Raw genomic sequence first — 15,494 nt, 5'->3', positions numbered from 1 at the left:
CTATGCTACACCGCGTCAAAAAGAAGGCGGGAAAACCCCGCCCTGCCAATCAGTCCTTATCCCAATGGGCAACCACATCATACCCAACCGGCGTCGGCGGGCCTTCCATGAATTCGGCGAAATGGCCCCACAGCTCGGCCACTTTGGGCGCGTTCGCGTTCGAGGTCGCCTCGCTTTCCACCACCGAAATCACATAGCCCGAGCCATCCTCGTTCATCACATTGGTAAAACTATGTATGCCGGGCATGCCCATGATTTCGGATTTCAGATCATTCATTTTCGCCGTCGCCGCCTCGCGCGTGCCGGGTTTCATTTTGTATTGAGTAATACGTGCAAACATGACTGTCCTCCCTCGTCTGGCGAAATTGCCATAAGGTGCGACCGGTACGGCCGCGCCGCGCGCAACGTATCACAGCGTTCTGAAATCTCGCATTGATACTTAAAGAATCAGGGCATTTTCAACCTGACGCCTCAACCACATTTGGACACCGACACTTCAAGGTTGCAGCCCAGCGCGCGCTCCTCCACGTTTGACATCACAAATTGTGATTCCAAAGGGTTGCCATGACGAACCCAAACACCCTGCCCAGCGCGCATGAAGTCCAGAGCGCCATTCACCGGGTGCGCGGCACCCGCGTGGTGCTGGCCGAGGATCTGGCGCAGTTCTACGGAAAGTCCGTCAGCGCTTTCAATCAGGCTGTCTCGCGCAACAAGGATCTGTTCGAGGGCTACCGCTTTCAGCTGAACGATGCTGAGGTTGCTGATTTGCAATCACAGAATGTGATTTCAAAACCCAAGGGCCGCGGTGGGCGGCGGGTTAATCCGTGGGTCTATACCGATTACGGCGTGGCCATCGCCTCGGCCCTGTTCAAGGACCCTCGCGCGATCAAGATCACCCGGATGATCACCGAAGCCTTTGTTGACGGTGCGAACGCGCTGGCCGAAACCCCGCGCAGCGTGCCGGAAATCCTGCCGCCCACGGACGCTCCGACCCCGCTGCTGCCCAATGGCGATCAACTGCGTGATTTGGCCGAAAACATCCTCGATTCCGGTCAACAGAGCCTGGTCGACTACATCGCCAATCCTACCACCAAGCGCCAGCAAGCGGTGGCGATGATTATGAAAACTCTGGCCGAAACCGCGGGAGAAGAGGTCCGCACCCAGCAGGAACGCCTGCGCCTGCGCATCGCGGAACGTCTGGCCACTGGAGATTACACAAATGATGATGACCGCAAGCGCCTGCTGGAGTTATTGCAAGCCATGAAGGGATAATCATCAGGGTTTGAGGAACTTCGCGGTTCCAACGGTACGCTCACGCGGTGCCTGAGTTTGCCGCGGTGCGTTCCCGGCAGTTCCCGGCATCGCAGTCGTTCGTTGCCGTTGCAGACCACGGGTGCCACAGGCAACACCGTCACCGTCGGGGTCATTTCGCTTGTGATAGCCCGGCCGACCTTCAAAAAATGGCCCCGGAACAAGCCGCTGCACCGTGTCACAGCCCGCCAGCGCCACCAGATGGATCACAGCTTCATGACGCTCGTAGTCCGAGATGCGCAAATACACCCCGATCGTGATCATTCCGATTGTCAACGGCAGCGCAAGCACCATCAGCAGAATACGCAGCGGCGACAGAGCTTTCCGACGCATCTCATCCGCACGCCGTTGCCGCCTTGTCATCCGCGGACTAAGGCCAATCTCATCATTTGTATTTCCGGTCGTCATTGAGGCAGCTATACACCCTGTATGTGGCAAAGCCATGGCCATACCGAGCTAAAAAACCTACTCCGTCACCGCACCACATGCACTGCGCATTTTGCGTGCCGTACCACATGGGTCGCGGTTGACCCCAATAGCAGATCCTGCATGCCAGGCCGGTGCGAGGCCAGAATGATCAGGTCGGGCTTGTTCACTTCGGCCCAATCCAGAATTGTTCTGCCAGAGTGACCTTCGATCACCTGTCCTTGGGCATTTGGTAATCGAGCAGCCAGCGTATCAAGCTCAGCCTGAAGCGCTTTGCGTGTCTCTGAAAGATATTCCGCCGGCATGTATGAGATCGCATAATCCGGAATGTGCTCGACCACATGCAGCAGAGTGATCTGCGCCTGTGGGGTTGCCAGCAACTTTGCCAGTTTCATCGCCGCCGAACTGTCGCGTTCGGCATCAAATGAAATAGGGACAAGGATGTTGTGGTACATGGCTTGTGCCTCCGTGGTTGCGCCAGCATCTTGCCCTGCCTCGCCACAGCGCGCCTTGATTCAGGTCAGGAACCGCCGAATGTTTCGGCAACGTCATACATCACCGGCTCAAAGCTCTTACACAGCTCGTTGATGCGGCGGTTTCGTTCCCGCATTTCCGGCGTACGCAGCATCGCCAGAAAATCATCGCGCCGCTCCCATTGCGAGTAGTTGGCAATCCGGGTCTGGGCGTCATTCACATGCAGCCCTGCAGATATGAACCCGGGTTGTTTCGAGATGAATTCGGCATAAGCATCAGTTAGCGCCTCAAGAAGATCCTGGCAGGTTCCGGGCGTCATCTCAAATGTGGTAATGACGGTCTGATAACTGTCGGTTTTGGAAATCTGCGGCATCTGGCTTCTCCTTTGTAGCTGCCCCCAGCCTAGCACAGCTTCAGGAAACGCAATCCATTTCCTGCAGTTAAGTGCGCCTGCGTTTCAAAAACTTTATCAAACCTCAACAAGTTACTAACCATCCGTTAACCATGACTGCCGATGCTGCAGGCATGGCGCGTCAGTTTTTCATCTATCTGTTGGTCTTTTTAGTGAGCACTCCGGCTTGGGCCGGGGCGTGGCTGCGCGAAAAAGGCTCAAGCTTCACCGCGCTCTCGGTGACCGCTTTCAAAGAAGATGACGGTATCTACAAATATGAATCCGCGCTTTATGCCGAATGGGGGCTGAGACCAAAACTGACCATAGGCCTCGATGCCGAAGAGCATCAGGATCTGTATGGACATGCGTTGGTTTTCGCCCGCTTTCCGGTCGCTGACCTCGGGCAAGCAGGGCGATTTGCCGCCGAGTTTGGCGTGGGTACACATCACCGTCAATATGATGCCTGGGCGATGTACAAAACAACACTCTCATATGGTAAAGGGATTCAAACCGGATTGGGGGGCGGATGGATCAATATCGACGCCGTGCTCGAAAACCGCACGCATGAGGCTCTAATCCGCAAGCTGGATTTCACGGCTGGCCTGTCCTCGGGACGGCGCATTGACCCGCTCTTGCAGATAGAAACCTCGTATATTTCAGATCACCCTTGGTATTGGCGGGTACGTCCCTCGCTGATGTATCGCCCGAAAAAAGGCAACCTCACCTGGATTCTGGGTGCCGAACGCAATTCAGCCGATGACAATATCGGAATCCAATTCGCCCTGTGGCGCAGCCATTGAAGATGGGCCGCCCAAAACTGGGCAGCCCGCCACGTCAATCAGGTATCGGTCCGCAGGATAGTCGAGACTGCCCCGCGCAAGCCTTCGGACCAGCGCAGGCGTATATCGCTCTGACTCGCACCCTGTCTCAGTTCAACATATGGCGTGGTATAGCGTATCGCGTTCGATGCGTTCCCGAGACTGCCCAGGGCCACAACCGAATCACATCCGCGAGCTCGGCCTCCAAACGGTAACTGCCCCTGCGAACTGATGGTCCAGGCCGAAGACGGAGAACTCTGCGTATGCTGCAATCTCAACGGATTGGCGCAGGGCGTATCGATGCCGTGAAACGTATTATTCTCAAAACACACTCTCTTGTGCCGTTCCGGGTCGAGATCGGCAAAACTGGAATCGACCCGATCCACCCGGTCGATCCGCACATTGTTGACGCGAAACTTGTTGCCCGTCACGGTCAGCCCGTTCAGGAAATGACCCGTGCCATAGGGGCGGATCACCAGATAGCTGAACCAGGGCGCAACATCGCTGGCGTAGAAAATGTTATCCGTGATACTCAGCGCGCTGAACGAGAAGCTGGTAAAGTAATCCGGGTTCGCGTCGTGCTCGTTGGTCCATTCGATAAAACAGTTATCGACATAGTTCTCGGCGATGGACGAACTGTTGTAGCCGCCGATGATAACCAACCCGGCATTGCGCACCCCGTTGGCCACGTTGTCGCCCTGGAAAAAGTGGTTGCCCAGGACCAGATTGTTGTCGCCGCTCAGCACTGCGAAATGATGGAACCGGGCCGCCCGGTTATGGCGCAGCTTGACGTCATTGGCATTGGCGTTCAGTGCGATCGAACTGCGATCCGGCACATCCAGACTTTACTCGGTCGACAGGAACTGACAGCCATCGATCAGCATCCCCTGACATCCGCGCCCGATCGAGGTGACGCCGCGATCCTTCGGACGACTGATGAAACAGTCCTTCAGCACAAAGGTGTTCCCACCGGGTGACAGTCGGACATCACTGCATCGCCCGTTGCACTGGAACTCGATCCCTTCCATGTTGAACTTTTGCAGCGCGCTGAAGCCGCTGAAATCCAGCAGGTATTCAAACGACGTAAAGGTGAAGGTCTGCGTACCCGCCGCATCATAGGTTGGCGCGCTCAGCGTGATCTCACCGGTGCTTTCGTTTTTCGACTGCACATAAACCTCACGCCTGACACCGCTGCCGGTGACCAGAGACCCAACCGGAATGTTGGCCACGTTGGCCAGGTTGGTCAGCGTATCGGGATCAGACGGGCTGTAGGTCGCGATCGAGGTGAAGGTTTCGGTATCCCAGTTCGAGCTGCTTTTGACGTCAAACTGCCCGTTACGCACTACGCGACGGGTGGCATAGCCCGTTCGGTTCGGCACAGCCGCCGCCATATCGATAGGCTCGGTCACCGCAATCTTGCGTCCACCCAGATCCAGCGATTCATGGTCCGAGCTATTTAACAGCGCCTGAAACGCCTTTTTAAACGCCAGCATCTCGTCACCAAAGGCGGCGATATAGGTCGGCAGATCGAAATTCTTGGTCAACAGCAGCATCTTGTCGACCGGCATCGTCACGGTGCCGTCGAACGAGACCTCGGATGCCATATTAGTGTTCTCTTCCAGCCGGAACTCACCCTGTGGCACGTAGACCTTGCGCCCGTTCGCCGCCTGATCCGCCGCCTCAAACGCCGCCGAGTCATCGGTGACCCCGTCGCCCACCGCCCCAAAATCGCGCAAGTCTACCAGCCCGATCATGTCCCGCAAGAAAACCGAAGTCACATCGGTGATCTCGATATCATCCACCCGCACCACCGCGCCGTTGGTGCCTTCGATATCCAAACCATAATGGCCATAAAGCGCCGTGTTGCCCCATGGCATATCCACGCCGGGGCGCAGGCCCGTGCCCACGATGGCCGTCACCTCATGCACGATGCCATAGCCGGTCAGCTGCACCGCGGGGCCCTGCTCGACCAACCCGTCCACATGCGCATCTCCGGCACCACCGGCCCAGCCCGCGATCCGCACCTCGGGCAGCGGCCCACTGATCGCCTTCACCCGCGCCTTGATCTGCAGATAGCAGCCCGGCAACAAGGACGTCTGCCCCATATAGCGCAGACGCTGAGGCTCTGCCGTTTTGTAAATCTCCAGACAGCCCGCAAAATCCGCATCCGCTGGAACGAACACGCCCGTACCCGACCCTTCATAGGTCGGAGAGCCCGGCGTGCCGTCGCCACTGGACCAGACCCCAAGATCAGCCGCATAGGCGGACGGCATGAACACGATGCCGTCGGTGATTGCCTTGTTCATGTAAAATCCCTTTCCCAATCGCGCCAAGCACGCGCGCCAAAACCCGATACCGCCCGGGCCCTGAGCCCAAGCGCATGGGTCTGAGTATCGAAAAGGGATTAATCGCGGCTCTTACCACCGTGACGGTGGTGTTGCCTCAGGCCGCCGGGTCAGAATTGCCCAGCAACTGCACGCCGTTGATCTTCCAACGGCCCTCTTGTTGGATCATCTGGTAATCCAGCAGATGCACCCGTCCGTCGCCATCGGTGATCATGACCTTCTGCCACAAGGCACCGCTTATCTCGCGCAACTCCAGAAACCGCACCTCCGCCGGTCGCCAGACCATCGGATAACCGCGGCGCACCATCACCCCAAAATTGTCCGGGTCGCCAAATAAGCGCTGAATATTGGGACTCGCAAAGGTAAAAGCGGTGGCAAAATCATCCGCCTTGAAGGCCTGTATCTGGGCCGAGATATTGGCCTCGATCTCCGCATTCTGCGCGAAGGCTCCGGATGCTAGTCCGGCACTCAGGGATAAAGCAAGCAAAAGTCGACGCATGGGGCCACCTCCTGATGCAAGGGTAGCCCCACACTGGATCAGGTCAAATCAGGACAGTTCTCCGGCCAGCGCCTTGTCGATCAGAGCGATCGTCTCTGGCACACCATAGAGCGCGATGAACCCACCGAACCGAGGCCCCTGCGACGCCCCAAGCAGCACTTCATACAGCGCCGTGAACCAGCCGCGCATCGGATCAAACCGCTCGCGCCCGATGGAATAGACCACCGATTGCAGCGCCTCGTCTTCGATCGGCCCGTAATAGGTTTCCAAAGCCGCCTTCAACGCCTCCAGCGCCTCGCGTTCCAAATCCGTCGGCGCGCGATGCTTACGCGTCGGTTTGACGAAATCGTTGAAGTACCGCACCGCAAAGCCCGCCGCCTGATCCAGATCAGGGTGAGTTTCCGCCGTGGCCTCAGGTGCGTATCGACGGATAAATCCCCACAAGGCTTCTTTATCCTCAGCCCCGGAGACCGACGCCAGATTCAGCAGCATTGCAAAGGGCACCATCAGCGTGGATTCAGGTACGTTCCCACCATGTATATGCCACACCGGGTTGTTCAGCTGCGCCTTCAGGTCCTGCCCCGGATAGGCCCGCAACTGCTGATGATATTCATCATAAGCCTTCGGGATCACATCGAAATGCATCCGCTTTGCTGTCTTCGGCTTCTGATACATGAAATAGGCCAGCGACTCGGTCGGCGCATAGGTCAGCCATTCGTCAATCGACACACCATTACCCGACGACTTCGAAATCTTCTGCCCGTTCTCATCGAGGAACAGTTCATACGAGAAATGCTCAGGTGCACGACCGCCTAAGGCCCGGCAGATCGCGTCATAGATCTTTTCGTTGGTGGCGTGTTCCTTGCCATACATCTCGAAATCAACGCCCAACGCCGCCCAGCGCGCGCCGAAATCCGGCTTCCACTGCAGCTTGACGTGGCCACCGGTCACAGGAACGGTCCACTCCTTGCCCGTCTCATCGTCAAAGGTCACGGTATAGGTCTCGGCACAGACCTTCTTCATCGGCACATACATCACCCGCCCGCTTTCAGGGTGCAGCGGCAGGAAGATCGAATAGGTCTGCTGGCGTTCTTCGCGCAGGCTTTTCAGCATGATCGCCATGATCTCGTCATAGCGCTCAACCGCACGCTTGAGCACCTCGTCGAACTGACCGGATTCATAGAACTCCTTGGCCGAGTAGAACTCATACTCGAACCCGAACGTATCGAGGAACCGCCGCAGCATCGCGTTGTTATGCTCACCAAAGCTGTCATATTCACCGAACGGATCAGGAACCGAGGTCAATGGGCGCTGCAAATGCTGCTCCAGGATTTCCGGGTTCGGCACGTTGGTCGGCACCTTCCGCATCCCGTCCAGATCGTCCGAGAAGCAGATCAGCTTGGTCGGAATATCCGACAGCGCCTCAAACGCGCGCTTGACCATCGTGGTTCGCGCGACCTCGCCAAAGGTGCCTATATGCGGCAGACCCGAGGGGCCATAGCCGGTCTCAAACAGCACATATCCCTTCTCCGGAGCACCGTGCTTATACCGTTTGAGCAACCGCCGCGCCTCTTCAAACGGCCACGCCTTGGACGTCATCGCGGTTTCACGCAGGTCAGACATTTGTATACTCCATCGGGAAACGTGCCAGACACCCCATGCGTCCGGACCGGCCCCTGTTATTGTGCAGGTGCAGTATGAGTCAATAAAAGGCGGTGATTTTCATCAGCCAAAGAACCACACTTTGCCTCGATTTCGACAACCCTTGCAGGCCAACCTTGCAATTCGCGCGACAAAAGCTCTTACCTCGTGACAAACCGCCATTTAGTCGATGATAAAACAATATGAAACTCAGACATCTCGTAAGAAACAAACTCAAAACCATTTTCGACGAAGGGCTGCACGGCGTTAACCAAAAGCCGCCCCAGGGGTTTCTCAGAGGTGTCGAGGCTCTGGGCGAAGATTTTGCCCCCGCGATGATCCGGTCCATGCGGGCCTATCATCGCAAACATGGATGGTTCCCCGATCTCATCTCGCCCAAGACCTTTACCGAAAAGCAGGTACTGTTCAAATTCTTCGGTTTGGTCCCCGAACACAGCCCCTCGGACAAGCTGCGCAGCGCGGGGTTTGTGCCGGTCGCCCTGCGCGACACGTTCGAGATTCCGCAACGCATCTGGGTGTCTGACAAGGCAGAACTACCGGACAACGGCGAGATTCCGGATGGTGGCTATTACTTCAAATCCAACCACAGTTCCGGCACCAACAAGGCCATCTCGTTCCCAATAACGGATAAGACCCGCGCGCAAGAAGAGGAGCGCGCCAAGAAATGGCTAACCCGCAAACACAACGAAAAGCTGGCGCTCTGGTGGTATGAAACGATGCCCCGCAACGTCTATATCGAAGAAGATCTCAGCATGGGCGACGGCGATGCGCCGGATTGGAAATTCTTCGTCTGCAATGGCAGGGTCGAGCTGTTTCAGGTCGATACCGGCCGCTATTCCAACCATGTCCAGACCATCTACAACCGCGACGGCTCTTACGTCGAACACGAGCTGTATTTCAAAACCGGAATCCCCCTGCCCATGCCCGCTTGCCTGCCCGAAATGGTCGCGCTGGCCGAGGGGATCGGTCGCAGCTTCGACTTTATCCGGGTGGACATGTTCATTCTCCGCGGCAAGATCTATCTCGGCGAGATCACTCTGGTGCCAAACGGCACGCGGACCCGCATTCGCAGTCCCGAACTGGACGAGCGGCTGGGGCAGGCCTGGACCGCGCCGTGGATGGGTCAGGTGTCCGAAGGCTGGGTGGATGGTCACTACAAAAACGTCACCTATTCCCCATGGTCCGAATGATCACGGCCCTGCTGCAACAGGACTGGCGCGGGACAGTCTTACCGCACGTCAAAACAAGGTGTTGAACCCGCCTGCCGCCGACCATATCGTACCATCTTGTACACCCTTACGCAGGACAACCCCATGACCGAGCAGATCCCACACCCCATGTCCCCGCAGGATTGCCTTGTGGCAATCATGGTGGCGGTTTCCGCCTCGGACGAGAACATCCGTACGGCAGAGCTGGTCAAGATCGAAGGCGCGGTCAACATGCTGCCGGTCTTTGCCGGTTACGATATCGACCGTACCCGCCGGGTATCGCAGATCGTGTTTGATTTGTTCGAGCAGGAAGACGGGTTGGACGCCCTGTTTGGTCTGGTCCGCGAAAACCTGCCCGAGCGGCTGAACGAAACCGCATATGCGCTCGCCTGTGACGTCGCCGCCGCTGACGGCACACTGGCCGAAACCGAACTGCGCCTACTGGAAGAAATCCGGTATGAGCTCAGCATCGACCGCCTGCACGCCGCCGCTATCGAACGCGGGGCCCGGGCGCGGCATACAACCTAGCTGCCGTAGAGCGTACCCCAGCGCTCAATCAGATTGCGTTGCAATTTGCGGGACCGACGGTTCCAGGGCCGCGCGCCGTCCGGGCGCTCGCGCGATGCTCGCGGGATCGTGGCGCGGTGCGCGGTATCGGCGGTGAAGATCGCAAAGGCCAGATCAACTCCATCTGCCGTTGTCATATAACCCCCAAGACCCGAGACGAAGTTCAACGTCCCCGTCTTTGCGTCGACCTTGATCGGATGATCCTTGACCGGCTGCCCATTTTTGTCGGCCAGAGTAAAGGATCGAAGCAATGGCCGCAGCTCCTCTGATTGCCCCGCAGCCACCAGCGTCTTGACCAGACCGGCGGGGGCCATGCGCGACGCTCCGCTAAGGCCGGAATGATCGACCATCGTGATCCCATTCGCACCAAAGCGCGCGGCCGCCCAGCGGTTCATTTCAGTGGCGGAATCTTCAAGGCTCTGCGGTGCAACCCCGCGCGCTTTGGTCGCCGCCAGGCCCACCATTTCAGCAGTAATATTGGTCGAATATCTCAACATCCCCTTCAGGATGCTTTCCAACGGGTCGCTCTGATGCACGACCAGAACTGTCCCTTGCGATGCCTGCCGCGTTACCTGCACCCGGCCCAGCACGATCCCGTTCACCCGTGCCAGCGTGCGGAACACGTCCCCAGCATAAAGCGCAGGCTTGCGCACCGGCAGCCAGCGTGCCCCGCCATTGCCCAGCGCCCCTTTGGCCACGGTCCAGCGATCCTGCCGCGCGCTTGGCTGATAGGTATAAATCGGCAGGCTGCGGTTCTCGACCCGCATAGAGGCCATATCCACCGACGGCGTATAGTTCGCGCTGCGCGCATCCATTGTTACGCCATACCCGGTGCCTTCGCGTTTCCACTCGAAATGCACGCGGTTGAAGTTCAGGGAAATCCCGCTGATCGACGGGCTATAGCCCAGATGATCCGGCTGCCCCGGATCGATGCTGAAGACGTAAGGTAGCGCACCATCATAGACTTTGAACGCGCCCCGAACCTCGGTGATTCCGGCCTTGCGCAGATTGGCTGCCATGGTGGCCAGTGCGTCTGTATCCAGTAGTGGATCCCCACCACCTGCAAGGATCAGGTCGCCTTTCAGAATGCCATTCTCGATCGGTCCATCCGCGATCAAGGTGGTTTCAAACCGATGCTCCGACCCCAGCACGTCCAGCGCGTAAAGCGCGGTCAACGCCTTGGCGACACTGGCGGGCGGCAGGCTTTGGCCTTCGCCATATACCTCCAGCGGGGTTCCGGTTTCAACGTCGGCCACGGCAAAGACAACTTCGCCCCTCAGCCCCGCCGCTTTAACCAACCGCTCGGCCCCGCTGGGCTGCGGTCCGCGCAGCACAGGACGCAAGGATACCAAAGGCGCCTCGGCCAGACCCGTGCCCGGAACCAGAGACGCCCCTAATCCACCCAGAAACAATCGACGCGAAATATGATCAACCATGGGTCTATTAGAATCCCAGAGCTTAAATGCAGACAATCACTAGATTAAGATTATGCGCCAAGAGGAGTCATTCCGGCAACACCCCATCGCTCCAATCCCCGCGCCTGCGCAACTCTGTCGAACTGACGTCAACCATCGGAACGTTCACAAAACACCAGGCCGGAGCCTCCGCCCGTCCCAGCAAATGCCGCGCCTGCCCGTCTATGCGGTATTTGGCATAAAGCCGCGCCGCCGGTGACATCCGGGCCGAGATCCGATCCCCCGGCCGCGCCACGACGCCCACCGGCACATTGTCCATAATCTGCCGCCAGTCTTTCCAGCGGTGAAACTGTGCCAAATTATCCGCACCCATCAGCCAAACGAACCGCACTTGAGGATAAAGGTGCCGTAACGCCGCCAGCGTATCCGCCGTCGCCCGCGTCGCCGTCAGCGCCTCGATATCCGTCACCTCAACACGCGGATGTTGCATCACTGCGCGTGCCGCCATCATCCGCCGCGCCAGAGGTGCAGGTCCTCGCTCCTTAAGAGGGTTCCCCGGAGACACCAGCCACCACACCCGATCCAACCCAAACGCCTTCATAGCCTCACGCGTCACATGCACATGGCCTTGATGCGGAGGATCAAACGACCCCCCGAACAACCCCACGACCTGCCCGGGCCGCGCATATGGAATGTCATAGTGTTCCATATCCTGCTGATGTTCAGAACTGAAGCGGGTTGTCAATCAGCGCACCAAACGCATCTTTTCTTCATTGCGGCAATTGCCTTACTGGCGTGCTTTGTCTTGAAGTAACCTTCGAACTTGCGTGTTGGTTTGAAAATGGTCGCCGTACCTTCGAAGAAAAATCTTTCTGTATTCAGTACTGCTGAAACGATTTTCTTATGATCAGACTTCGATACCGCCAAAGCCCATCCGTCGTCAGGGACCATCGGAAAGGTCTGAGAACCAGCTCGCAGAAGCAATCCATCCAATTGGCTATATCGCTCCGCCGCATCTGCCCGTAGCAATACCACTGGTTCACCATTTGTATCGATCATCAGCAACATCTGTCGCGTAGGTTTACCGGTGAATTTGGTAGCCATCCAGCAATAGTCACCATCCTCAAAAACACCCCAAACTCCTTTAGAATTGCAATTAGTAAAAGTCTGAGCAAAAAGCGCCCCGGGAGCCAGAAAAACTACAGCGCAAAGTATTCGCAATACAAAAGGCTTCATAAAATTTATTTGTAGCTCAAATTGAATATGGGCCCTAGGTTACATATTCCCGATGTTACTTGCGATCTAAGCATGTGCAGTATTTCAAACTTCACGAGCATGCGGCAGCGGCCTAACCGCATCACCCAATGCCACCCGCCCGGGCCGCACCACCTCGGCGCACCAGCCGCCATGTCCGCGCACGGCAGAATAACCGCCTGTGCCCAACGCCTCTTTCATCCGGCTACAGGGCGCGCAGATCACACTAAAGCGCAAAATGGCTTGCCCCACCTGCACTTCCCGCCCCTTGAACGCCGCCAGATTGATCCCCGAAACCACCAGATTACGCCGCAAGATTTCAGGCGCCACGGGTTCTTGCCCCAGATAAGACCCAATCGCCGCCAGATGCTCCTGCTGGAGCAACGTCACCGCCCGTTTGCCTGCTCGGGCGCGGTCACCGTCGAGTCCATCGTTTGAGACCCAATCCTCGTTGCGCCCATCCATTTCTGCTCTGCGGCCAGAACGTACACCGATCCATGTCACCCGGCCCGGCTGCGCCCAACCGGCAATCAGTTCCGCAAGTTCTGTCAAAGCCTCACCACTCCATTTCGTCTGGGTCCTACCGGACCAAACGACCAAACAAAAATCACAATACCACCAGCTTGCCCCGCCCGCTCGCCTCGGATATCCAGCGTTCCAACTCAAATTCCCCGACCCAGAGGACGCGACATGGCCGCCTATCAATATGTCTACCACATGCAGGGTGTCTCCAAGACCTATCCCGGTGGCAAGAAGTGCTTTGAAAACATCCACCTGAGCTTTCTGCCCGGCGTGAAAATCGGTGTTGTCGGCGTCAACGGCGCGGGTAAATCGACGCTGATGAAGATCATGGCCGGCCTCGACACTGATTTCACCGGTGAGGCATGGGCAGCCGAAGGTGCCAAAGTCGGCTATCTGCCGCAGGAGCCGCAGCTGGATGAATCGCTGACCGTCCGCGAAAACGTCATGCTGGGTGTGGCCGCGAAAAAGGCCAAGGTCGACCGCTTCAACGAAATCGCCATGGAGATCGCCGAGAACTACTCGGACGAGCTGATGGAGGAAATGACCACCCTGCAAGACGCGATCGACGCGGAAAACCTCTGGGACCTTGATAGCCAGATCGACGTTTCGATGGAGGCCCTGCGCTGCCCGCCGGACGATGCCAACATCGCCAACCTTTCGGGGGGTGAGAAACGCCGCGTGGCGCTCTGCAAGCTGCTGCTCGAAGCGCCCGACATGCTTCTGCTCGACGAACCGACCAACCATCTGGACGCCGAGACCATCGCCTGGCTGCAACAACACCTGATCGACTACAAGGGCACCATCCTGATCGTCACCCACGACCGTTACTTCCTGGATGATATTACTGGATGGATTCTGGAACTCGACCGCGGCCGCGGCATTCCTTACGAGGGCAACTACTCCGCATGGCTGGAACAAAAAGCCAAACGGCTGGAACAGGAAGCCCGCGAGGACAAGTCCAAGCAGAAAACCCTGCAGCGCGAATTGGAATGGATGCGTCAGGGTCAGAAGGCCCGTCAGGCCAAATCCAAGGCCCGGATCAACGCCTATAACGAACTGGCAGACCAGTCCGAACGCGAAAAACTGACCCGTGCCCAAATCGTCATCCCCAACGGCCAACGCCTTGGCGGCAAGGTGATCGAGGTCGAGGGCCTGTCGAAACACATGGGCGACAAGCAACTGATCGAAGGGCTGGATTTCGCCCTGCCCCCCGGCGGCATTGTCGGCGTCATCGGCCCCAACGGCGCCGGTAAATCGACCCTGTTCAAGATGCTCACCGGTCAGGAACAGCCCGACAGCGGCACCATCACGCTGGGTGACACGGTCGAGCTGTCCTATGTCGACCAGTCCCGCGACGATCTGAAAGACAGCGACACCGTGTGGGAGGCGATCACCGGCGGCGCCGAGATCATCCAGTTGGGGGATGCGCAGGTCAATTCCCGCGCTTATTGCTCGTCCTTCAACTTCAAGGGCGGCGACCAGCAGAAAAAGGTCTCGCTGCTGTCAGGTGGTGAGCGCAACCGCGTCCACATGGCCCGTCTGCTGAAAGAGGGTGGCAACGTGCTGCTGCTCGACGAACCGACCAACGATCTGGACGTGGAAACCCTGCGCGCACTGGAAGACGCGCTGGTCGATTTCGCCGGCTGCGCCGTCGTCATCTCACACGATCGCTTCTTCCTCGACCGCATCTGTACGCACATTCTGGCCTTCGAGGGTGACGCTCACGTCGAGTGGTTCGAGGGTAACTTCGAGGATTACGAAGAGGACAAAAAGCGCCGTCTGGGACCGGATGCGTTGGAGCCCAAGCGGTTGAAGCATAAGAAGTTTGCGCGTTAGTTTCGACTTTAGAGCTGGCACCCTTGAGTAGTCGAATCTTAGGGTGCCAGATCAAAACCAATGTCAATTGTTACTTCTACGAAAGAAGCATTTTGGATCTTTTTGATAACATCTCATCCCCCCAAAAAAAATCTGCTAAAGAAAACCGCTGATGAAGCTGCACAGAATTGGATTTGGTGGAAGGATGACTACCTGCATGATGGACGGTTCAGAGACCTACCGGTTCTTCAGAATTATCCTCGATTCAGAGGTTTTGGCGCTGATTATTCAGTTTTCCGAGGCTGGAGTGCAGAACAATGTGATGCTGCCCTAGGTTGGTTTAGTATTCAAAGTGATCCTGTTGATTTCAACGGGCTGTACTCTGAATTTATGAAGTACTGCGAAACCCACGAAGCGCTTAAGAAAAACCTACAAAGACGTGTATCGCTCGTTTCAAAGCTTCTCGCGATGTGGAAACCTAATGAATTCGCGATGTGGGACACCCTAGCTCGTGAAGGCATGAGGCAAATTCACGGCCGCGTACGAGGCAGAAACTATCGGAAAAACGGCGCCTCAGATTACATTGCATTCAATACTGACTTCCACTGTTTGCGAAAATTATGGAGCGACGAACTAAATATCGCCGCGATGGGAGCTGGATGCGCAAATTTAGATGGCGAAACACGTTACGAACAGTTTTCAGCTAGAATTCTAGACAATTACCTAATGAACCTCGCAACTCTAAAGAGTTAGCAAGCGTAGGATGGGGTTTCACCCCATCACTCAC

At 57.2% G+C, this 15,494-nt stretch carries 16 protein-coding genes and 1 pseudogene; 6 read left to right on the top strand and 11 right to left on the bottom strand.

The features are described from left to right. Positions 1 to 49 precede the first annotated feature (49 nt). Positions 50 to 340, bottom strand: a complete 291-nt coding sequence (locus ACR0KN_RS09000; protein WP_170781163.1) for a hypothetical protein — start codon at positions 338 to 340, stop codon at positions 50 to 52. Between the two features lie 224 nt (positions 341 to 564). Here ACR0KN_RS09000 and ACR0KN_RS08995 point away from each other — a divergent pair, with 224 nt between their 5' ends. Next, positions 565 to 1,272, top strand: a complete 708-nt coding sequence (locus tag ACR0KN_RS08995) for an ORF6N domain-containing protein (RefSeq protein WP_480652918.1) — start codon at positions 565 to 567, stop codon at positions 1,270 to 1,272. Positions 1,273 to 1,275: 3 nt separating this feature from the next. On the opposite strand, the gene ACR0KN_RS08990 is transcribed toward ACR0KN_RS08995, so the two are convergent. The 3 genes from ACR0KN_RS08990 to ACR0KN_RS08980 form a co-directional block, all read right to left on the bottom strand. Then, positions 1,276 to 1,719, bottom strand: coding sequence for an excalibur calcium-binding domain-containing protein (locus ACR0KN_RS08990; RefSeq protein ID WP_480652916.1), 444 nt, complete (start codon positions 1,717 to 1,719; stop codon positions 1,276 to 1,278). A 65-nt stretch (positions 1,720 to 1,784) separates the two neighbouring features. Next, entirely contained in the window at positions 1,785 to 2,192 is a 408-nt protein-coding gene (locus ACR0KN_RS08985) for a universal stress protein (protein WP_010442458.1), read from the bottom strand. A gap of 65 nt (positions 2,193 to 2,257) precedes the next feature. After that, positions 2,258 to 2,584, bottom strand: coding sequence for an antibiotic biosynthesis monooxygenase family protein (locus ACR0KN_RS08980; protein WP_170474493.1), 327 nt, complete (start codon positions 2,582 to 2,584; stop codon positions 2,258 to 2,260). 131 nt (positions 2,585 to 2,715) lie between these two features. Here ACR0KN_RS08980 and ACR0KN_RS08975 point away from each other — a divergent pair, with 131 nt between their 5' ends. Further along, the gene (locus tag ACR0KN_RS08975) at positions 2,716 to 3,402 is read left to right on the top strand and encodes a hypothetical protein (RefSeq protein WP_480652914.1); all 687 of its coding nucleotides are present in this window, start codon (positions 2,716 to 2,718) and stop codon (positions 3,400 to 3,402) included. A 38-nt stretch (positions 3,403 to 3,440) separates the two neighbouring features. Here the strand turns inward: ACR0KN_RS08975 and ACR0KN_RS08970 are convergent. From ACR0KN_RS08970 to ACR0KN_RS08960, 3 genes and pseudogenes are all read right to left on the bottom strand, one after another. Continuing rightward, positions 3,441 to 5,726, bottom strand: a pseudogene (locus ACR0KN_RS08970) (glycosyl hydrolase family 28-related protein). A 136-nt stretch (positions 5,727 to 5,862) separates the two neighbouring features. Continuing rightward, positions 5,863 to 6,264, bottom strand: a complete 402-nt coding sequence (locus ACR0KN_RS08965) for a DUF4864 domain-containing protein (protein ID WP_480607634.1) — start codon at positions 6,262 to 6,264, stop codon at positions 5,863 to 5,865. Between the two features lie 48 nt (positions 6,265 to 6,312). Next, the gene (locus ACR0KN_RS08960) at positions 6,313 to 7,887 is read right to left on the bottom strand and encodes a lysine--tRNA ligase (RefSeq protein WP_480652913.1); all 1,575 of its coding nucleotides are present in this window, start codon (positions 7,885 to 7,887) and stop codon (positions 6,313 to 6,315) included. A 221-nt stretch (positions 7,888 to 8,108) separates the two neighbouring features. Between ACR0KN_RS08960 and ACR0KN_RS08955 the strand changes: the two genes are divergently transcribed. After that, positions 8,109 to 9,116 (top strand): ATP-grasp fold amidoligase family protein, encoded by a 1,008-nt coding sequence (locus tag ACR0KN_RS08955; RefSeq protein WP_480652912.1) that lies wholly within the window; start codon positions 8,109 to 8,111, stop codon positions 9,114 to 9,116. A gap of 123 nt (positions 9,117 to 9,239) precedes the next feature. Next, positions 9,240 to 9,662, top strand: a complete 423-nt coding sequence (locus ACR0KN_RS08950; protein WP_039543633.1) for a tellurite resistance TerB family protein — start codon at positions 9,240 to 9,242, stop codon at positions 9,660 to 9,662. Here the strand turns inward: ACR0KN_RS08950 and dacB are convergent. From dacB to ACR0KN_RS08930, 4 genes are all read right to left on the bottom strand, one after another. Then, the gene (gene dacB, locus ACR0KN_RS08945; protein WP_480652911.1) at positions 9,659 to 11,137 is read right to left on the bottom strand and encodes a D-alanyl-D-alanine carboxypeptidase/D-alanyl-D-alanine endopeptidase; all 1,479 of its coding nucleotides are present in this window, start codon (positions 11,135 to 11,137) and stop codon (positions 9,659 to 9,661) included. The genes ACR0KN_RS08950 and dacB overlap by 4 nt on opposite strands. A gap of 67 nt (positions 11,138 to 11,204) precedes the next feature. Further along, positions 11,205 to 11,825, bottom strand: coding sequence for a nicotinate-nucleotide adenylyltransferase (locus ACR0KN_RS08940; protein ID WP_480652909.1), 621 nt, complete (start codon positions 11,823 to 11,825; stop codon positions 11,205 to 11,207). Positions 11,826 to 11,857: 32 nt separating this feature from the next. Then, the gene (locus tag ACR0KN_RS08935; protein ID WP_480652907.1) at positions 11,858 to 12,352 is read right to left on the bottom strand and encodes a hypothetical protein; all 495 of its coding nucleotides are present in this window, start codon (positions 12,350 to 12,352) and stop codon (positions 11,858 to 11,860) included. Positions 12,353 to 12,436: 84 nt separating this feature from the next. After that, positions 12,437 to 12,922, bottom strand: coding sequence for an MOSC domain-containing protein (locus ACR0KN_RS08930; protein WP_480652905.1), 486 nt, complete (start codon positions 12,920 to 12,922; stop codon positions 12,437 to 12,439). A gap of 138 nt (positions 12,923 to 13,060) precedes the next feature. Between ACR0KN_RS08930 and ettA the strand changes: the two genes are divergently transcribed. Both ettA and ACR0KN_RS08920 read left to right on the top strand, forming a co-directional pair. After that, positions 13,061 to 14,728, top strand: coding sequence for an energy-dependent translational throttle protein EttA (gene ettA, locus ACR0KN_RS08925; RefSeq protein WP_480652903.1), 1,668 nt, complete (start codon positions 13,061 to 13,063; stop codon positions 14,726 to 14,728). Positions 14,729 to 14,788: 60 nt separating this feature from the next. Then, the gene (locus ACR0KN_RS08920) at positions 14,789 to 15,460 is read left to right on the top strand and encodes a hypothetical protein (protein ID WP_480652901.1); all 672 of its coding nucleotides are present in this window, start codon (positions 14,789 to 14,791) and stop codon (positions 15,458 to 15,460) included. The last annotated feature ends 34 nt before the right edge of the window (positions 15,461 to 15,494 follow it).

Source organism: Ruegeria sp. AP7 (assembly GCF_056539905.1).
Note: the sequence above shows the minus strand (reverse complement) of the source record. Positions and strands in the feature narration are given on the sequence as shown.